This is a genomic window from Lentzea cavernae, from assembly GCF_014653695.1.
Taxonomy (GTDB): Bacteria; Actinomycetota; Actinomycetes; order Mycobacteriales; family Pseudonocardiaceae; genus Lentzea; species Lentzea cavernae.
Map to the genome: position 1 here is coordinate 627861 of NZ_BNAR01000001.1, position 18566 is coordinate 646426.

General features: G+C 70.4%; 17 protein-coding genes. 7 read left to right on the forward strand and 10 right to left on the reverse strand.

What is annotated here, in order from left to right; translation table 11 throughout:
• Positions 1-11: 11 nt before the first annotated feature.
• The 8 genes from IE307_RS02785 to IE307_RS02820 form a co-directional block, all read right to left on the reverse strand.
• Positions 12-680 carry a cupin domain-containing protein gene (locus IE307_RS02785; protein WP_229904329.1) on the reverse strand — a complete coding sequence of 223 codons (669 nt, stop codon included), beginning with the start codon at positions 678-680 and terminating at the stop codon, positions 12-14.
• Positions 674-1537, reverse strand: coding sequence for a DUF6807 domain-containing protein (locus IE307_RS02790; protein ID WP_229904330.1), 864 nt, complete (start codon positions 1535-1537; stop codon positions 674-676). Before IE307_RS02790 ends, IE307_RS02785 begins: the two co-directional genes overlap by 7 nt.
• The gene (locus tag IE307_RS02795) at positions 1534-2616 is read right to left on the reverse strand and encodes a Gfo/Idh/MocA family protein (protein WP_191295825.1); all 1083 of its coding nucleotides are present in this window, start codon (positions 2614-2616) and stop codon (positions 1534-1536) included. Before IE307_RS02795 ends, IE307_RS02790 begins: the two co-directional genes overlap by 4 nt.
• Entirely contained in the window at positions 2613-3920 is a 1308-nt protein-coding gene (locus IE307_RS02800; protein ID WP_191295826.1) for an ABC transporter substrate-binding protein, read from the reverse strand. Before IE307_RS02800 ends, IE307_RS02795 begins: the two co-directional genes overlap by 4 nt.
• Positions 3921-3935: 15 nt before the next feature.
• Positions 3936-4769, reverse strand: coding sequence for a carbohydrate ABC transporter permease (locus IE307_RS02805; protein ID WP_191295827.1), 834 nt, complete (start codon positions 4767-4769; stop codon positions 3936-3938).
• The gene (locus IE307_RS02810; RefSeq protein WP_191295828.1) at positions 4759-5682 is read right to left on the reverse strand and encodes a carbohydrate ABC transporter permease; all 924 of its coding nucleotides are present in this window, start codon (positions 5680-5682) and stop codon (positions 4759-4761) included. Before IE307_RS02810 ends, IE307_RS02805 begins: the two co-directional genes overlap by 11 nt.
• A 385-nt stretch (positions 5683-6067) precedes the next feature.
• A complete protein-coding gene (locus tag IE307_RS02815) occupies positions 6068-6517 on the reverse strand; it encodes a hypothetical protein (protein ID WP_191295829.1) in 450 nt (149 codons plus the stop codon).
• 60 nt (positions 6518-6577) lie between these two features.
• Positions 6578-7810, reverse strand: a complete 1233-nt coding sequence (locus tag IE307_RS02820) for an ROK family protein (protein ID WP_191295830.1) — start codon at positions 7808-7810, stop codon at positions 6578-6580.
• A gap of 136 nt (positions 7811-7946) precedes the next feature.
• Between IE307_RS02820 and IE307_RS02825 the strand changes: the two genes are divergently transcribed.
• The 7 genes from IE307_RS02825 to IE307_RS02855 are packed head-to-tail and all read left to right on the forward strand — an operon-like array spanning position 7947 to position 16774.
• Positions 7947-9611 (forward strand): ABC transporter substrate-binding protein, encoded by a 1665-nt coding sequence (locus IE307_RS02825; RefSeq protein ID WP_191295831.1) that lies wholly within the window; start codon positions 7947-7949, stop codon positions 9609-9611.
• Positions 9612-9613: 2 nt separating this feature from the next.
• Positions 9614-10612, forward strand: coding sequence for an ABC transporter permease (locus tag IE307_RS02830; protein WP_191295832.1), 999 nt, complete (start codon positions 9614-9616; stop codon positions 10610-10612).
• A complete protein-coding gene (locus IE307_RS02835) occupies positions 10609-12279 on the forward strand; it encodes a dipeptide/oligopeptide/nickel ABC transporter permease/ATP-binding protein (protein WP_191295833.1) in 1671 nt (556 codons plus the stop codon). The genes IE307_RS02830 and IE307_RS02835 overlap by 4 nt, the downstream gene beginning before the upstream one ends.
• Entirely contained in the window at positions 12276-13028 is a 753-nt protein-coding gene (locus IE307_RS02840; protein WP_191295834.1) for an ABC transporter ATP-binding protein, read from the forward strand. The genes IE307_RS02835 and IE307_RS02840 overlap by 4 nt, the downstream gene beginning before the upstream one ends.
• Positions 13025-15481, forward strand: coding sequence for a glycoside hydrolase family 2 protein (locus IE307_RS02845; RefSeq protein WP_191295835.1), 2457 nt, complete (start codon positions 13025-13027; stop codon positions 15479-15481). The genes IE307_RS02840 and IE307_RS02845 overlap by 4 nt, the downstream gene beginning before the upstream one ends.
• Positions 15471-16310 carry a LacI family DNA-binding transcriptional regulator gene (locus IE307_RS02850; RefSeq protein WP_191295836.1) on the forward strand — a complete coding sequence of 280 codons (840 nt, stop codon included), beginning with the start codon at positions 15471-15473 and terminating at the stop codon, positions 16308-16310. Before IE307_RS02845 ends, IE307_RS02850 begins: the two co-directional genes overlap by 11 nt.
• A gap of 8 nt (positions 16311-16318) precedes the next feature.
• The gene (locus IE307_RS02855; protein ID WP_191295837.1) at positions 16319-16774 is read left to right on the forward strand and encodes an RDD family protein; all 456 of its coding nucleotides are present in this window, start codon (positions 16319-16321) and stop codon (positions 16772-16774) included.
• On the opposite strand, the gene IE307_RS02860 is transcribed toward IE307_RS02855, so the two are convergent.
• Positions 16767-17408 (reverse strand): response regulator, encoded by a 642-nt coding sequence (locus tag IE307_RS02860; protein WP_191295838.1) that lies wholly within the window; start codon positions 17406-17408, stop codon positions 16767-16769. The two genes, IE307_RS02855 and IE307_RS02860, sit on opposite strands and share 8 nt — an antisense overlap.
• Positions 17408-18550: a sensor histidine kinase gene (locus IE307_RS02865; protein WP_229904331.1), complete on the reverse strand. Its 1143-nt coding sequence runs from the start codon at positions 18548-18550 to the stop codon at positions 17408-17410. The genes IE307_RS02860 and IE307_RS02865 overlap by 1 nt, the downstream gene beginning before the upstream one ends.
• Between the last annotated feature and the right edge of the window lie 16 nt (positions 18551-18566).

The window sequence follows — 18566 nt, forward strand, 5'->3', positions numbered from 1 at the left end:
CTCGAATTCGATCAGTAGGCGTCGAGCCGGCCGCACATGCCGAACCGTTGCGGACCTTCCGCCTGCTTCACGTGGACGTCCGCCTCGTCGAGATGCCCGATGTCGCCTTCCCGCAACCGGTTCAGGTGCTCACCGGTGCGTTCGGCCGACGCCAGCGCTCCTCCCCGCCACCGCTTCTCCCAGGCGTCCAACGCATCCCGCTTCAACCGTGCCGCGGCGCGGTAGAAGTCCTCCAGCCCATCGGGGTGCCGCCGCAGTTCCAGGAAGCCTTCGAGAGCGAGATCTCTGCGCTGCCGAGCGGATTCCTCGTCCGAGGCCTGCGCGCGCGACTGGTAGAGGCCGTCGTCGGCCAGCACCTCGGCGGGGAAGGTGAAGACGGCGTCACCCGCCTCGGGCAGGCCGCTGTTCTGCATCACGACGATGATCCGCAGGTCGCCGTCGTTGACCAGGCGGTGGATCGTGCCGGGTGTGAACCAGGCGACGGTGCCCTCGCGCAGCGGGGTCTCGGTGAACCCGCGCCGGGTCAGGGTCTGGACGCTGCCCTGCCCGGCGATCACGTAGTAGCACTCCGAGCAGGCCAGGTGGACGTGCGGCGAGCCACCGCAGACCCCGTCCACCGACGGCCAGTCGTACACGCGCAGGCCGGAGATGCCGACCCCGCCGGGGAACGGCGCTACCACGGATGTTCCTCCACATAGGATTCCAGTTGGTCTCTGGACCACTCGCCGTTGCCGACGACGAGCCGGTAGCGCAGGGTCAACGACTCCCCTGCGGGCAGTTCCACCGTGTCGTGGAAGGCGAAAGAGGGGTTGACCGCGGCGAACGGGGTGCTGCGCACGAACCAGTGCGTGCCCTTGTTGTCCGGTTGGTCCAGGAACAGCAGGGTCGACGAGCGGTCCACTTCGTCGTGGTGACCGGTGAACGCGAGCCACCGCGCGGCCTTCCCCATCATCTCCTGCCCCGAGCCCCCGTCCGCGGCCAGGACGGTACCGTCGGTGAACGACCTCGGGCCGCGCCAGAAGAACCCGGTGTACCCCGCGAGCTCACGCCCGTTGGTCGTCGGGCTGCCGAAGACCAGCGGCTCCGCGCGCAGGTTCGTCAGGACCGTCGAGAACTCCAGCGTCCACGAGTCGTCCCCGACGTCCCGCACGGTGAGCGACCGCGTCTCGCCCACCCAGCGCTCGCCCGCCTCGGTGAACCAGGACAGCCGCTCGCCGATCCGGGTCCCGTCGACCTCGAACTCCTCGTGCCGCATGGTGCCGACGTTCGGCAGCACCACGTACCCCTGGTCCCGCACGTACGTCACGCCGCCCCAGAAGTTCTGCCCCGACACGTCGGTCGCCGTCATCTGCACGCCCTTGTGCCAGCGGTGGTCGTGCGGGCGGAAGGCCGTGACGACGTCACCGGCGAGCGAGCGCACCGGGTGCAGGTAGGGCTTCGGCCCCTCGAACGCGGGTGTGGACGGCCGGTGGACGTACCGGAAGAGCTCGACATCACCCGCGGACACGGCGAGCGAGTCGTCTTGCCGCGTGATCACCGGGCGTTCCCCCACGGGGCACCGATCCCTTCCATCGAGGCGTAGAACGGGCTGTCCGGGCCGATCTGACCCGCCTTGACGACGGTTCCGGTGAACGCGGAGGCGTACAGGGCCGCGATGAACTCCATGGTGTTCCTCGTGTCCTCGAGGGACACCGGGGGCACTGAGCCGTCGTCGAGCGCGTCCAGGAACGCCGCCACCTGGCACCGGTGTCCGCTCACGATCCCGGAGCGCTCCTCCCGCCAGCGCAGGACGACGTCCTCGTGACCGGGTGCGGGCGTGACCGTCCAATGCGCGTCCGTGTAGCCGTAGAGGTGCTCGACCTCGACCGTCGCCCGCTCGAAGTCGAACCGCAGTTCCGAGGTCTCCCGTGGGGACAACAGAGAGTTCACCACCGAGGCGACCGTGCCGTCGGCGAAGGTCACCAGCGCCATCGAGACGTCCTCGGTCTGCACGTCCCGCGCCTGCCGGACGGCCACGGCCCGGATCTCCTGCCACGGCCCCAGGACCGACAGCAGCAGGTCGAACTGGTGGATGCCGTGGCCCATCGTCGGCCCGCCGCCCTCGCTCTCCCAGGTCCCCCGCCACGGCACGTCGAAGTAGGCGTCGCCGCGGTACCAGAGCGTGTCGCACTTCGCGACGAACGACCGCCCGAACACCCCCTCGGAGGCCAGGCGCCGCAACCGGACCGCGGCGGGCCCGAAGCGGTGCTGGAACACCGTCGCGACGCGGCCGGTCGAGCCGCGCTCGGCCGCGATCAGCGCGTCGACCTCGCTCAACGACAACGCGGGCGGCTTCTCCACCAGCACGTCGACGTTCGCGGCGAGGCACTCGAGTGCGATCGGGACGTGATGGCGCGGTGGTGTGCACACGTGCACGAAGTCCAGTTCCTCCGCCTCCAGCAAGGCGGCGGAAGTGGGGTGCGCGCGCGGCACACCCCACTCCTTGGCGAACGCCGAGGCGCGATCGGCGTCCACGTCCACCACCGCCACCAGTTCGACGCGGTCGGCGGCCGTGCGCAGCGCCTCGGCGTGCGCCGCCGCGATCGCGCCCGTGCCGACGATGGCCGCGCGCCTCACTTCGCGGCGTCCACTTCGGACTGGACTTCCTTGATGAACGACGCGGCGGCCGCGTCCGGGGTGGTCCGGCCGAACAGCACGTCCTCGGTGTGCCGCTTGAGGATCGTGTCGAGCGTGCTGGCGCCGTTCGGGGTGATCCTGGGCGGGTCGCTGACCGGAACGGTGTCGAGGTACTCCTTGGCGGCCTTGTCGGTGTCCTTGAGCTGCCCGGCGATCGCCTCGCGGATCTTCTGGTTGGCGGGCACACCGCGTTCGGTCAGCAGGACCTTGGCCGCCTCCTCGTCGTTGGCGAGGAAGCTCACGAACGCCGCGGCCTCGGCCGGGTACTTCGAGCGCGCCGACACCGACCAAAACATCGACGGCTTGTAGTAGGCGCCGGGCGACGCGCCCTGGGTCTCCCCCGGCAGCCGCAGGAGCTTCAGCTTAGCGCCACTGGCCGCGGTGAGCGCGGTGAGCTGGGTGTTCCACCACAGGCCGAACGCGGCGGTGCCGGTCGCGGTGGCGGACTGGTTCAGCCCGGCGGAGGCCTTCTCGATCGTGACCGACGGCGAGGCCGCGACACCCGACTTCGACAGGTCCAGGATGTACTGCCAGTAGTCGCGCGCGATCTCCTGCGGCAGCACGACCTTGGCGTCGGCGTCGAAGATCGCCTTGCCCTGCTGCCGCGCCCGGATGCTCAGGCCGGCCGCGTCGTTGATTCCCGGCGACTGCACGCCGAACACCTGGCCGCCACCGGCCTTGGACACCTGGTCGCCGATCGCCTTCAGGTCGTCCCACGACCACTTCGTGTCGTCGGGCACGGGGATGTTGTACTTCGCCAGCAGGTCGAGGTTGACCATGATCGAGTACATGCCGAGGCCCACCGGCAGCCCGTACTGCTTGCCGGCGATCGCACCGGTCGCGAGCGCCTTCTGGTCGAAGTTCGCGGTGTCGAGGTGCTTCTTGGCCTCGTTCAGGTCGAGCAACGCGCCGCGCTCGGCGTAGGAGGCGATGTAGAGCTCGTCCATCTGCATGACGTCCGGCGCGTCGTTGGCCGCCATGGTCGTGGCGAGGCTGTCCCAGTAGCCGTTCCACTCCTTGAACTCGCCCTTGACGGTGATGTTCGGGTGCTTGCGCTGGAACATCTCGATGACCTGCTGGGTCCGCTTGTGCCGGTCGTCGGCGCCCCACCAGGTGAAGCGCAGCGTGACCTTCTCCGTCGTCAGGTCGCCACCCGCGTCGGAACCGGACCCGCACGCCACCAGGGACGCGGTCAGCGACAGCAGCACCGCCCAGACGGCACCGCGGCGAACACCTCTGCTCATGAGCTGTCCTTTCGGCTACTTGCCCCCGGTCGTGGCGATCCCCTTGACGAGGTACCGCTGACCGATCAGGAAGGCGAGGAAGATCGGGAGGAGCGACACCACGCTCATCGCGAACTGCGAGCCCCACGACGTGGCGACCGTCGAGTCGACGAACGAGCGCAGGGCGACGGGGACCGTGTACATGTCCGGGTCCGTCAGGTAGATCAGCTGGCTGAAGAAGTCGTTCCACGTCCAGATGAACGTGAAGATCGTGGTGGTCGCGAGCGCGGGCGTCATGAGCGGCAGGATGATCCGCAGGAAGATGCGCGGGTGCCCGCAACCGTCGATGCGCGCCGCCTCGTCGAGCTCCCGGGGCAGCCCGCGGATGAACTGCACCATCAGGAACACGAAGAACGCGTCGGTGGCGAGGATCTTCGGCACGATCAGCGGCAGGAACGTGTTGACCCAGCCGATGTTCGAGAACAGCACGTACTGCGGCACGATGATCACGTGGATCGGCAGCATGATCGTGCCGAGCATGATCCCGAACCACCAGCGCTTGCCCGTGAACTGCAGCCGCGCGAACGCGTAGGCCGCCATGGAGCACGAGACGAGGTTGCCGACGATGCAGCCGAGCACCAGCACCGCCGAGTTCAGCAGGTAGGTGCCGAACGACGGCGTCAGCGCGTTCCAGCCCTCGGTGTAGTTCTCGGTCTGCAGGCCGTCGAGGATCAGCCCGGAGCTGCGGAAGATCTCGTCGCCCGGCCGCAGCGAGCTCGCGACCATCCACAGCACCGGGTACAGCATCACGAACCCGATGAGGACCAGGCCGACGTGTTTGGCCGGGACGATCAGCCTTCTAGTCGTCATAGAACACCCAGAACCTGGCCGCCCAGAAGTTGATCGCGGTGAACGCCGCGATGATCAGCAGCAGGAACCACGCCAGCGCCGACGCGTAACCCATGTCGAACCGGCTGAAACCCTGCTGGTACAGGTAGAGCGTGTAGAACATCGTCGAGTCGGACGGTCCGCCCGTGCCACCGGAGACCACGAACGCCTGCGTGAACGACTGGAACGCGTGGATGATCTGCAGCACCAGGTTGAAGAACAGGATCGGCGAGAGCAACGGCAACGTGATCCGCCGGAACCGCGCCCACCTGCTCGCCCCGTCAATCGCGGCGGCCTCGTAGTAGACCTCCGGGATCTGCCGCAGCCCGGCCAGAAAGATGATCATCGGCGAGCCGAACGTCCACACGTTCAGCACGATCAGCGTCGACAGCGCCGTGTCCGGGTCGGAGATCCACCCCCGCCCCTCCACGCCGAAGAACCCCAGCACCCGGTTCACCAGCCCGTCGGTGCCGAAGACCTGCGTCCACAGCACCGCGATCGCCACGCTCGACCCGAGCAGCGACGGCAGGTAGAACGCCGACCGGTAGAACGCGAGCCCGCGCAACCCCCGGTTCAGCAGGATGGCCACCCCCAGCGCGCACGCCAGCTGCAGCGGCACGGACACGAGCACGTAGGTGAATGTCACGCGCAACGCGTTGTGCAGGCGCGAGTCGCTCAGGATGCGGGCGAAGTTGTCGAACCCGATGAGCTTCGGCGGCTGGATCAGGTTGTACTTGGTGAAGCCCAGGGCGAAGGACGCGAGCACCGGGCCGACCGTGATGAGGAGCAGTCCGGCGAACCAGGGCGCCAGGAACCAGAACGCGGCCCGGTTGTCGCCTTTGCGCACCTGAGCGCCGCCTTTGCGCAGCTGGCGCAGTTCGTCTAACGCGCTCATCGACCCCCGGCCCCGTCGCTGGAAAACGCTTTCCGGAGTCTGCATCGGTGCACCACGAGCGTCAAGCAGGACTGTCGATCGTTGTCGAATACCGTCGAACGCGAGAGTCGAATGAGGCGGGGGTGTTCGACTGAGGTCCTTTGTGGAGGGCGGCTGGGGCTGGCTTCGGGCGCGGGGCGTCGCGCCTGTCAGGCGGACGCGAGGGGCGCCTGTTTCACAGCAGAAGGGCGGCGAGCGGTGGCGGTCGCGGCGTCTCGGTCCTTCGCACCACGCAGCGGCGCCGTTCGCGGTGTCTCCGGCCTCACGAACCCGAGAACCACCGCGGACAGCAGAAGGGCGGCGGCCCCGGGCAGGGGGCCACCGCCCTTCCTCGTGCGACGAACCCTTACGCGTACGGGTTGCGCCCGGACAACCCGCCCACCTTGCACGGGCCGTCCGCCGCGTCACGGCAGACGACCACGCCCATGTAGGTGATCGAGTCGCCGCTGATCGACCACGTCAGGTCGTTGTACGCGGTGTGGTCCTCCTTGTCGCAGCCGGAGTAGTCGTACCGGCGCGTCGGCGTCGTGTCCGGAACCAGCGAGCCGTTGTAGAACAGGAAGTACGCGTACACCGGCTTGGCGTCGCAGCCCCAGTCGGACACGAGCAGGTCGATGTTCCTCACCGAGCTGCGGCCGGCCCAGTCGAACGTCGCCCCGGCGTAGCCGTAGCTCGGCCCGGAGTAGATGAACTCCTGCGCGGCGGCGCTGGCCGAGGGCGCCTGGACGACGACGGCCGAGAGCGCTACCACGGCGGCGGCCGCGACGCGGCCGGCGATCTTGCTGAACGAAACCATGGCGGCAGTTAACAGCGCTCCCCCGCAGTTGGAGTAGCTATTGCGCGACAGCGCAAAGCCTCAGCGGACGAGCTGCTGGAACACCGGCGGTTCCTCCGCCGCCAGGTCTTCCGGCAGCCGCAGCCCTTGCCGCCGTGGCACCAGTTCCGACTGCAGGACGATCGCCGCGGCGCCGATCGCGGGCGCCGACGCGGCCGAGGGCGAGAGGCGCACGGAGATCGGGTGGGCGTCGCGGGCGATGAACGCGCTGTCGAGCTCGGCGCGCAGCACGGGGAGGTAGACCGAGCCCGCGATCGCGAAGCTCGGGCCGGTGAGCACCAGCACCTCCAGGTCCAGCACGTTCGCGAGGGTGCGGGCCGCGGCGGCGACGTAGCGGGCGGAGCGTTCCAGCAACGCGACCGCGCGGGTGTTGCCCTGCCGGGCGGCCCTGCTGATCGCCGCGAAGTCCGCCGCCACCGGGGTGGCCGCGCGGGTGCGGCCGCCCACCAGGCCCGCGGCCCGGCTGAGGGATCGGTCCGCCCGTGCCTGTTCGACGACGGCGGCGGGGCCGGCCAGCATCTCCAGGCAGCCGCGGGCGCCGCACCAGCAGCGCGGGCCGTCGAGGTCGAGGCAGGTGTGGCCGATCTCGCCGGTGTGGCCGCTCGGGCCGCGGTAGGTCGTGCCGCCGAGCACGATGCCCGCGCCGATGCCGGTGCCCATGAACAGCGCCGCGAACGTGGAGGTGGCGCCGACGCCGCCGGACCAGTGCTCTCCTATCGCCGCCGCGGTCGCGTCGTGGTCGAGCACGACGGGCAGCGCCGTGGCGCGTTCGAGCGCGCGGCCGAACTCGTGGTGCTCCGACGGGCGCGCGGCGACCAGTCCGAGGCCCAGGATTCGATCGCGTTCGACGCCCACGCTGTCGATGAGCGCGTCGACCTCGCGGGCCACCCTCGCGACCACGGCCGCCTGCTCGTCGGCACCGGCGCCGGCGCGCGAGATCCTGGCGACGACCGCGCCGCCGAGGTTGGTCAGCACGTAGGTGATGCGCGCGTCGTCGAGGTGCACGCCGACGGCGTAGCGGGCGAAGTGGTTGAGCTGCAGCATCACCCGGCGCTTGCCACCGGTCGACTCGGCGTGCCCGGTCTCGGCGACCAGGCCCTCGTCGATCAGGCCGCGCACCACCGTGGAGATCGTTCCCCCGGTCAGGCCGGTGGCGTTGACCAGGCCGACGCGGCTGATCATGCCCGCCGCCCTGACCAGGTCCAGCACGGCCGCCCTGGTGCTGGCGTGGGTCACCCGCGCCGGTCCGCTCACTGCACTCCTCCGTCGAACGACGAACTTGGCCCGTCGACAAGTTCGGGATCAGTAAAGCATCCCGAGGCGTTGACTTTCTTTGTTTAGTAACTGAAGAATCCTCGCCGCGCACCACCCAGCGTCGGGAGGATCAACGATGTTCCTGCACAAGCGGCTCTTACTGATCGGTCTCTCGGTGGTCGTCGCGGCCACGACCGCCTGCTCCAGCTCGGGCGGCGCGGCCAGGGCCCGCGACACGCTCGTCGTCTACACCGGGCAGGCCGGCGACTACCAGCTGAACTTCAACCCGTACGCCCCCACCCAGATCGAGGGGCCGGGCACGATCTACGAACCCCTGTTCTTCTACAACATCGCGAAGGACGGGCCGCCGAAGCCGATGCTCGGCACCGAGTTCGGCTGGAACGCGGACGGCACCGAGCTGTCCGTGACGCTCCGGGACGGCGTGACCTGGTCCGACGGCGAGAAGTTCACCGCCGAGGACGTGAAGTTCACGCTCGACATGGTCGCGAAGACCCCCGCCGTCAACAAGACGGGCTTCAAGGGCACGACCACCGCGGTCGACGACACGCACGTCGTCGTCAAGTTCCCCGAACCGTCCTACATGGACGGACCGCAGGTGCTGGGCCAGCTGTGGATCGTGCCCGAGCACGTCTGGAAGAACTACGCCACACCCGCGACCGAGGTGAACGCGACCCCCGTCGGCACCGGCCCGTTCCAGCTCGGCGAGTTCAAGGCGCAGTCGTTCACCCTCAAGGCGAACCCGAAGTACTGGGGCGGTGAGCCCGCGCTCAAGCAGGTCCGCTACCTGTCGCTGTCCGGCAACCAGGCGGGCGTCGACGCGCTCAAGGCCGGGTCGATCGACTGGCAGACCGGCCCGGTCCCGGACATCAAGGACGTCGAGAAGAACTACCCCGGCTACAAGGTGATCACGCTGCCGCTCAACCAGGTCGCGCTGTTCACCTGCTCCAACGCGCAGCTCGGCTGCCAGGGCGCGCAGACGGATCCCGCCGTGCGCCAGGCGATCTACCACGGCATGAACCGCACGCAGATCAACTCGCTGGCGTTCCAGAACACCGCGAGCGAGATGTCCCCCGGCTACACCCTCCAGCCGCGCGACGCGTCGCTGATCTCGGGCAAGCTCGCCGACCGCATGGCGCCGATGAACGCCGACACCGCCGAGTCCGACAAGATCCTCACCGCCGCCGGGTACGCCAAGGGCGCGGACGGCATCTACGCCAAGGACGGCAAGCCGCTGGCGCTGTCCGTGAAGGTGGTCGCCGGCTGGACCGACTACATCACCGCGCTGGAGACGCTGGCCCAGCAGCTGCTCAAGATCGGCATCAAGATCACGCCCCAGCAGCTGTCGTGGAACGAGTGGGCGGACGCGCGCGGCCGCGGCCAGTTCGAGCTGCTCATCGACTCGGTGGAGCAGGGCCCGGCGCCGGACCCGTACTACACCTACAGCTACTTCTTCTCGACCGCGACGACCGCGCCCGTCGGGCAGGCCGCGAACCCGAACTTCTCCCGGTACAGCAACGCGACCGTGGACGCGGCACTGGCCGAGCTCAAGAAGACCGACAAGGGCGACCCGTCGCGGCAGCAGCACTACGACGCCATCCAGGTCGAGCTCGAGAAGTCCATGCCGTACATCCCCATGCTGACCGGCGGTGTCCCGACCGAGTACAACGACAAGGCGTTCACCGGCTGGCCGACGAAGGACGACCTCTACGCGTTCCCCGCCGTGTGGAAGCGGCCGGACGCCTCGCAGGTGTACGCCAAGCTCAAGCCCGCCGGGTCCTGACGATGGGCTACCACCTGCGCAAGGTCGCCTTCTACCTGGCGGCGCTGTGGGCGGCGGTGACGCTGAACTTCGTCATCCCGCGGCTGTTGCCGGGCAACCCGGTGGACATCCTGATGGCCAAGCTCCAGCAGCGCGGCGGCTCCGTCGACCCCGCCGCCCGCCAGGCCTACGAGACGCTGCTCGGCACGGGCGGGCGCGAGTCGTTCGCCGTGGAGTACCTCGCGTACCTGGGCAACCTGGCGCGCGGCGACCTCGGGGTGTCGGTCAGCGCCTTCCCGGCGAAGGTCTCCGACGTGATCGGCGACTCGCTGCCGTGGACGGTCGTGCTGGTCGGGCTCGCGACGCTGATCTCGTTCGTGCTCGGCGTGGGACTCGGCGCGCTCGTGGGCTGGAAGCGCGGCACCTGGCTCGACTCGCTGGTGCCCGCGACCACCATGTTGTCCGCGGTGCCGTACTTCTGGCTGGCGCTCATCCTCGTCGCGCTGCTCTCGTCGGGCCTGGGCTGGTTCCCGCTCAACGGCGGCTACGACGTGGTCCTGGACCCGGGCTGGAGTCCGGAGTTCCTCGGCTCGGCGCTCTACCACGGCACGTTGCCGGCGCTGACGATCGTCATCTCCTCGGTCGGCGGTTGGCTGCTCGGGATGCGCAACATGATGGTCTCGGCCATGTCCGAGGACTACGTGCTGACCGCGCGCGCCAAGGGCCTGACCGGCAGCAGGGTCATGGTCCGGTACGCGGCCCGCAACGCCGTGCTGCCGTCCGTGGCCGGGTTCGCGATCTCACTGGGCTTCGTGGTCTCCGGGTCGATCGTCACCGAGCAGGTGTTCTCCTACCCCGGCATCGGCTCGAAGCTGCTGCAGGCCGTGCAGAACAACGACTACGCGCTGATGCAGGGGATCTTCCTGGTGATCACGATCGCGGTGCTCGGCGCGAACCTGCTCGTCGACCTGCTGTACGGGTTGATCGACGCCCGCACGAGGGATCGGAGCACGGTGTCATGACGAAGAAGCTCACCGCTGGCCTCGCACTGGCCGGGCTCATCGTCCTGTTCGGACTGATCGGCCCCCTGCTCACCGGCGATCCGGCCACGATCAGGGACATCGGCCTCACCTCCCCCGGCGGCGACCACCTGCTGGGCACCACGATCACCGGCCAGGACGTGCTCGCCCAGCTCACCCACGCCACCCGCGGGTCGCTGTGGATCGGCCTGCTCGTCGGCGTCATGGCGACCGTGCTGTCCGGTGTCTTCGGCATCGTCGGCGCGTACGCCGGCGGGGTCGTCGACGAGGTGTTCTCGTTGTTCTCCAACGTCATGCTGGTGATCCCCGGGCTACCGCTGGTCATCGTGGTCGCCGGGTTCGTGCCCGCCGACCAGCGCGGCACGTGGACGATCTCGCTGGTGCTCGCGATCACCGGGTGGGCCGCGGCGGCACGGGTGCTGCGCGCGCAAACGCTGTCGTTGCGCAACAGGGACTACGTGGCCGCGGCACGGGTCTCCGGCGAGAAGACCTGGCGGGTGATCTGCGTGGAGATCCTGCCGAACCTGCTGCCGATCCTCGCCTCCCAGTTCGTGTTCGCCGTCGTGCTGGCGATCCTGAGCGAGGCGGGCCTGTCGTTCCTCGGACTCGGGGCGGCCGACTCCTCGACGCTCGGCACGATGCTCTACTACGCGCAGAACGGGTTCGCGCTGCAACGGGAAGCGTGGTGGTGGTTCGTCCCGCCGGGGTTGATCATCGCGGTGTTCGGCGGTGCTCTCTCGCTCATCAACTTCAGCATCGACGAGATCATCAACCCCGAGTTGCGCAACAAGGTCAAGCGCAGGCGCGACGTCGTGGCCACCACGCCCGTGGTGGCTCCCGCGGACGACGCCGTGCTGACGGTCAGCGACCTCAACGTCGTCTACCGCAGCGCCACACCCGTGCACGCCGTCAAGGACGTGTCGCTGACGTTGCGGCGGGGCGAGATCCTCGGTCTGGCCGGGGAATCGGGCTGCGGCAAGACCACGCTCGCCTACGCGATCAACCGACTGCACCGGCCACCGGCGGAGGTCACCTCCGGGTCCGTCGTCTTCGACGGTGCCGACGTGCTGGCGCTGAGCCCGGAGGAGCTCCGCGAGTTCCGGTGGGTGAAGCTGTCCATGGTGTTCCAGGGCGCCATGAACTCGCTGAACCCGGTCACCCCGATCCGCGCGCAGCTGCAGGACGTCCTGCGCACGCACCGGCCGTCGATGTCCTCTTCGGACCGCGAGGACCGGTGCGCGGAGGTGCTGCGGCTCGTCGGCGTCGACCCGGCGAGGCTCGGCTCGTTCCCGCACGAGCTGTCCGGTGGCATGCGGCAGCGCGTCATGATCGCCATGGCGTTGCTGCTCGAACCGCAGGTCATGATCATGGACGAGCCCACCACCGCGCTCGACGTGCTGGTGCAGCGGGAGATCCTGAACGAGATCAAGCGGTTGCGCGACGAGCTGCGGTTCGCGGTCGTGTTCATCACGCACGACCTGCCGCTGCTGCTGGAGCTGAGCGACAGCATCGCCGTGATGCGCGACGGCGAGGTGGTCGAGTACGCCTCGGCCGAGGAGATCTACCTGCGGCCGCAGCACCCGTACACGCGTCAGCTGCTGGCGTCGTTCCCGAGCCTGACCGGCGAGCGAGGAGCCCTGATCCGATGACCGCGCTCGAAGTCCGCGACCTCACCAAGACGTTCCACCGGCACCGCGCCGTCGACGGCGTCTCGTTCACGCTCACCGCCGGCCGGACCGTCGCACTCGTCGGCGCCTCCGGCTCGGGGAAGTCGACGGTCGCCAGGATGATCGCCCGCCTGGTCCGCCCGACGTCCGGGACGATCTCCCTGACCTCGGACGGCGCACCGGTGCCTCAGCGCGCCTACCGGGACCACGTGCAGATGATCTTCCAGGACCCGTTCGCGTCGCTCAACCCGTTCCACACCGTCGAACACCACCTCGCCAGGCCGTTGCAACTGCACGGGCGGTCCCGCGACGAGGTGCCCCACCTGCTCGAACGCGTCAGTCTCACGCCGGACCTCGCCCGCAGGCGGCCGCACGAGCTGTCCGGCGGGCAGCGGCAACGGGTCGCGATCGCCCGCGCGCTCGCACCGGGCGCCAAGGTGATCGTCGCGGACGAACCGGTGTCCATGCTGGACGTCTCGATCCGCCTGGGCGTGCTCAAGCTGCTCGACCGCCTGCAACGCGAGGAGGACCTCGCCGTCCTCTACATCACGCACGACCTGGCCACCGCCCGGCACTTCTCCGACGAGGTCCTCGTGATGCACCAGGGCCGCATCGTCGAACGCGGGCCGAGCGACGACGTGCTCCTGCGCCCGGAAGACCCGTACACCCGCCGCCTGGCCGCCGCCGCGCCCAACCCCGACACCCGTTTCCGCCTGGGAGGTTCGTCTTGATCCGGCAGTTCCTGCACGACGGCTGGCAGCTGACCGCGACCACCAACGAGGTGCCGGACAACGTCCGGGGCAGGACCGTGCCCGCGGCCGTGCCCGGCAGCACGCACCTCGACCTGCTCGCGTCCGGGCTGATCACCGACCCGTTCCTCGACCGGGCGGAGGAGGAGCTGACCTGGATGCACCGCGCGGACTGGCGCTACGGCACCACGTTCCTCGCCGCCGCCGTGGCGTCCGGCCAGCGGGCCGACCTCGTCTTCGACGGCCTGGACACCATCGCCGCCGTGGAGCTGAACGGCGCGGTGCTCGGGCACACCGCGAACATGCACCGCGGGTACCGCTTCGACGTCCGCGAGCTCCTGGTGGACGGCGCCAACGACCTGACGGTGTCGTTCTCGTCGGCGCTGACCCACGCGGAGAAGGTCGAGGCCGCGCTGGGCCGGCGCGAGCACGTCAACGCGCACCCGTTCAACATGGTCCGCAAGATGGCGTGCAGCTTCGGCTGGGACTGGGGACCGGACCTGCAGACCGCGGGGATCTGGCGGCCCGTGCGGCTGGAGCGCTGGCACACCGCCCGCCTCGCGCGGGTCCGTCCGATCGTGACGGTCGCCGCGGACGGCACCGGCCAGGTGGAGCTGCACGTCGACCTCGAGTGGGCGGCGGACGCGGATCTCACGCTGCAGATCACCGTGGGCGCGCACAAGCGCACCGTCGCGGTCCCGCCCGGCCAGCGGACCGTGGTCGCCCGCGTGGACGTGCCCGGCGCCGATCTCTGGTGGCCCGCCGGGTACGGCGACCAGCCGCTCTACAACCTGGACGTCGTGCTGCTCAGGGAGTCCGAGCGGCTCGACGCCACCGCGAAGCGGATCGGGTTCCGCACGATCACCGTCGACACGACCCCCGACGAGCACGGCACCCCGTTCACCGTGGTCGTCAACGACACGCCCCTCTTCGTCAAGGGCGCCAACTGGATCCCCGACGACCACTTCCTCACCCGGATCACCCGCGACCGGCTGGTGCGGCGCGTCGACCAGGCCGTGGGGGCGCACGTCAACCTCCTGCGGGTGTGGGGAGGCGGGATCTACGAGTCCGACGACTTCTACGACGTCTGCGACGAACGCGGTGTGCTGGTGTGGCAGGACTTCCCGCTCGCGTGCGCCGCGTACCCGGAGGAGGAGCCGGTGCGCGGCGAGCTGGAGGCCGAGGCACGGGAGAACGTCGCACGCCTGATGTCCCACCCGTCGCTTGCCTTGTGGAACGGGAGCAACGAGAACGTGTGGGGGTTCGCCGACTGGGGCTGGCCCGAGCAGCTCGGCGGGCGCACGTGGGGTCTCGGCTACTACGACGAGCTGCTGCCGTCGATCGTGGCCGAGCTCGACCCGACTCGGTTCTACTGCCCCAGCAGCCCGTACAGCCCCGTCGAAGGCGTGCACCCCAACGACGAGGCCCACGGCACGCGCCACGACTGGCAGGTCTGGAACGAGGTCGACTACCAGCACTACCGCGATCACGTGCCGCGGTTCTGCTCGGAGTTCGGGTTCCAGGGCCCGCCGGCGTGGTCCACGCTCACGCGCTGGATCCACGACCGGCCGCTGACCTCGGAGTCGCCGAGCTTCCTGCTGCACCAGAAGGCGGAGGACGGCAACGGCAAGCTCGTGCGCGGACTGGCAGGACATCTGCCCGTGCCCGACCGGTTCGAGGACTGGCACTGGGCGACGCAGCTCAACCAGGCACGCGCGGTGAGCTTCGGCATCGAGCACTTCCGCTCGTGGTGGCCGCGCACGGCCGGGGCGATCGTCTGGCAGCTCAACGACTGCTGGCCCGTCACGTCCTGGGCGGCGATCGACGGCGAGGAACGGCTCAAGCCGCTCTGGTACGGGCTGCGGCACGCGTTCGCGCCCCGGCTGCTGACCTTCCAGCCGCGCGGCGACCGGACGGTGCTCATCGCCGTCAACGACCACGACGAGCCGTGGGACGCGCACCTGACCCTCGACCGGCAGACGTTCCGGGGTGTCACGCTGCACCTGACTAGACTGCGCCGGACGGTGCCGCCCCGCTCGGTCCTCGCCGTGGACCTGGAGGAGGCGTTGCTGCGACCGGCGAACGAGGACGCGGAGGTGGTGGTGGCGACGACCGCCGAAGCCCGCGCGATCCTGCGGTTCCGGGAGGACGTCGAGCTGGCCTACGACCCGCGACCCCTTGCCGCGCAGGCGGAAGCGGTGCGCGGCGGGTACGAGGTCGAGGTGCGCGCCGGCTCGTTCGCCCGTGACGTGGCGGTGCTGGCCGACAGGGTCGCCCCGGACGCGGTCGTGGACGACTCGCTCGTGCCGATGCTGGCCGGGGAGGCGCGCGTGTTCCACGTCCGCACGGACGCCGTCGTCGATCCCGCGGCCTTCACCGGCCCGCTGGTCCTGCGCTGTGCCAACGACCTCCGCGCGGTGCCCGATGTCCGCTGAGCCGACGGGCGCCGTCGGACTGGTGCTCGCCCGTCCCGCGCGCCTGCTCGGGGTCGAGCCGTTCTTCATGGAGTTCATCGCGGGCATCGAGGAACGGCTGGCCGAGCGCGACCTGTCCGTGCTGCTGCACGTCGTGGCGGACCACGATGCCGAGATCGCCGCCTACCGCCGGTGGGCGCACCGCGGCCTGGTCGACGCCGTCGTGGTCGTCAACCCGGTCGCGGACGACCCGCGCCCCGCCGTGCTCACGGAGATCGCGCTGCCCGCGGTCGTCGTCGGCGACGTCCCCGGCCTGCCCTCGGTCCGCACCGACCACGCGGGCCCGGTCACCGAGGCGCTCGGGCACCTGCTCGAGCTGGGGCACCGGCGGATCGCCAGGGTCACCGGCCCGTCGGCGCTGCTGCACACGCGGGCCCGCACGGACGCGTTGCTCGCCGGGTGCGCGGCGGCCGGGGTGGACCCGGTGCTCGTCGAGGGCGACTACTCCGAGGAGGCGGGCGCCAAGCTCACCACCGCACTCCTGACCGGGCCGGAACCGCCCACGGCGATCCTCTACGACAACGACGTGATGGCGGTCGCCGGACTCGCCGCGGCCGCCGAGCTCGGGGTCGCGGTGCCGGACCGGCTGAGCCTGGTCGCGTGGGACGACTCGACGTTGTGCCGGCTCGCCTCCCCCGCTCTCACGACGATGAGCGTCGACGTGCACCAGTTCGGCGTGTCGGTGGCGGAGTCGGTGCTGGAGCGGATCAGCGGCGGGCCGGTCGAGGCGCGCTGGTCGCCGACGGCGAGGTTTGTACCGCGTGGGACGACGGCGGCCGCGTCCTCTTAGATGGCCGGGTGGCCTTTGACGCGGATGCCCGCTCGATCGTCCTGCGCCGCTACTGGCAGCACGTCATCGAGTTCGCCCTGCTGTGCGTCGCCGCCGTCCTGAGCATGGTCCTCGGCGTGCTGCTGTCGGTGCTGCTGATCAAGCTCGGCGCGCCGAGGGAGTCGTTCACGGTGACGCCGGCGGTGGTGGTCGTCGCCGTGTCGTTGCTCGGGGTGGTGTGGGCGGAGATCTGGTACCCCTACCGGCACGGCGGCTCGACACCGGCGATGCGGTGGCTCGGGCTGAAGATCACCACGCTGCGCGGCGGCGAGCCGTCCTTGCGCGACTACTTCGTGCGGTGGCTGCTGATGGCCGTGGACGGACTGCTGCTGGGCGTGGTCGGTGCCGTGCTGATCGCCGTGACGCCGCGCAACCAGAGGCTCGGGGACATGGTCGCGGGCACGGTGGTGCGGCGCGTCACCTGAGCAGTCCGTTGCGCCACGCCCAGATCGCGATCTCGGTGCGGTTGCGCGCGCCGATCTTGCCCCCGGCGTTGGTGACGTGCGACTTCACCGTGGACAGCGAGATGGTGAGGTGCTCGGCGATCTCGGCGTTGGTCAGGCCCCGGGCCACCGCCAGCACGACGTCCAGTTCACGGCCGGTCAGCGGGGTGCCCGCGCCGCGGTCGCCCCCGGCGGTGAAGTGGGCCAGCAGCCGGACCGTCACGGCGGGCGAGACCAGTGCCTCTCCCCTGACCGCCGCGTGCACCGCCTCCACCAGCAACCGCGGCCGGGCGTCCTTCACCAGGAACCCGCAGGCACCGGCGAGCAGCGCGGCGTAGACGTTCGCGTCGACGTCGTAGGTGGTGACGACCAGCACCCGCAACGGGTCCTCGACGCCCGGTCCCGCCAGCAGTTCGGTCGCGCGCAGGCCGTCGAGCTTCGGCATGCGGATGTCCATCAGCGTCACGTCCGGGCGGAGCTGCCGGGCCAGCCGCACCGCCGCCTCGCCGTCGGCGGCCTCGCTGATCACCTCGATGCCCGGTTCGGCGTCGAGGACCAGCCGGAAGCCGGTGCGCACGAGGGTCTGGTCGTCGGCGATCAGCACGCGGATCGTCATCAGATCCCCCTCGGCAGGTCGTCGAAGTCGTCCGGGATGCGGGCGGTCACCCGCCAGCCGCCGTCCCCGTGCGGGCCCGCGGTGAGCGCCCCTCCCAGTGCGGCCACCCGTTCGGTCATGCCGATCAGGCCGTGCCCGTCCTCACCGGGCTCGCCCGGCGGCACGCCGTCGTTGTCGACCTCCAGCACCAGTTCCCCCTCCTCGGACCGCGCCGCGACCCGCACGACCGCAGCGCGCGAGTGGCGCCGGGCGTTCGTCAGCGCCTCCATCAGCACCCTGTGCAGCGCGACGGAGACCTGTGGTGGCAGGGGAAGTGCTTCGACTTCGGCAGCGACGTGCACCGACGCGTCCCCTGCCGCCGCTCGCACCACGTCGCCCAGCACGAGGCTCGGGGACGGCAGCGGGTCGTCGCTGCGCAGCACGCCCACGAGTCCGCGCGTGGCGGTCAGGGCCTCGGCCGCAGCCTGTTCGATCTCGTCGTAGACCTCGGCCGGGTCCTGGGACGGCACCGCCTGGGCCGCGCGGGTCCGCACCACGATGCCGGTGACGTGGTGCGCCACCAGGTCGTGGAGGTCGCGGGCGAGCTGCAGCCGGTCCTCGTTGCGGACGCGGTCCAGTTCGCGGCGGTGCCGGGCGTCGGCGTCGCGCAGGATCAGGCCCAGTGCCATCGCGGCGCCCCAGGCCAGTGCGGCGACGACCGGGAACAGCGAGTCGAGGCCGTACCGCACGATCGGGGCGAGCACGACGGTGACGCAGGCGGCGATGGCGAGCACCGCCGCCCGCGCCGGAGGGAGCCGGCGGCATCCGGCGGCGGCCAGCAACAGCACCGCCAGCACCTCCGTCACCGGCGGCCGCACGGGAACCCGTTCCACGAGCCCCGCGGCCGCTGTCCCGGCGAGCGAGAGCGCGATCACCGCGCCCGCCAGCAGTTCGACCCTGCGGGGGAACCGGCGCCGCAGCACGGCGAGGACCGCGGTCGCCTCGCCCGCGTACGGCACGACCACCGACAGCAGCGGTCCCAGCACGCCCCGAGGGGGTTCCCCGCCGGCCGAGAGCACCGCGTCCACGACCACCGCCACGACGAGCGCGGCGACCTCGGCCACGAACACGCTCCGCCGCGCCGGCGTTCCCCCTGCGGTCACACCGGCATTCTCGCCC

What these genes read in the sequence shown, in the direction of transcription:
- IE307_RS02800 (WP_191295826.1), bottom strand. Translation starts at nt 3,920, where the DNA reads ATGAGCAGAGGTGTTCGCCGCGGTGCCGTCTGGGCGGTGCTGCTGTCG.
- IE307_RS02805 (WP_191295827.1), bottom strand. Translation starts at nt 4,769, where the DNA reads ATGACGACTAGAAGGCTGATCGTCCCGGCCAAACACGTCGGCCTGGTC.
- IE307_RS02810 (WP_191295828.1), bottom strand. Translation starts at nt 5,682, where the DNA reads ATGAGCGCGTTAGACGAACTGCGCCAGCTGCGCAAAGGCGGCGCTCAG.
- IE307_RS02815 (WP_191295829.1), bottom strand. Translation starts at nt 6,517, where the DNA reads ATGGTTTCGTTCAGCAAGATCGCCGGCCGCGTCGCGGCCGCCGCCGTG.
- IE307_RS02825 (WP_191295831.1), top strand. Translation starts at nt 7,947, where the DNA reads ATGTTCCTGCACAAGCGGCTCTTACTGATCGGTCTCTCGGTGGTCGTC.
- IE307_RS02830 (WP_191295832.1), top strand. Translation starts at nt 9,614, where the DNA reads ATGGGCTACCACCTGCGCAAGGTCGCCTTCTACCTGGCGGCGCTGTGG.
- IE307_RS02835 (WP_191295833.1), top strand. Translation starts at nt 10,609, where the DNA reads ATGACGAAGAAGCTCACCGCTGGCCTCGCACTGGCCGGGCTCATCGTC.
- IE307_RS02840 (WP_191295834.1), top strand. Translation starts at nt 12,276, where the DNA reads ATGACCGCGCTCGAAGTCCGCGACCTCACCAAGACGTTCCACCGGCAC.
- IE307_RS02850 (WP_191295836.1), top strand. Translation starts at nt 15,471, where the DNA reads ATGTCCGCTGAGCCGACGGGCGCCGTCGGACTGGTGCTCGCCCGTCCC.
- IE307_RS02860 (WP_191295838.1), bottom strand. Translation starts at nt 17,408, where the DNA reads ATGACGATCCGCGTGCTGATCGCCGACGACCAGACCCTCGTGCGCACC.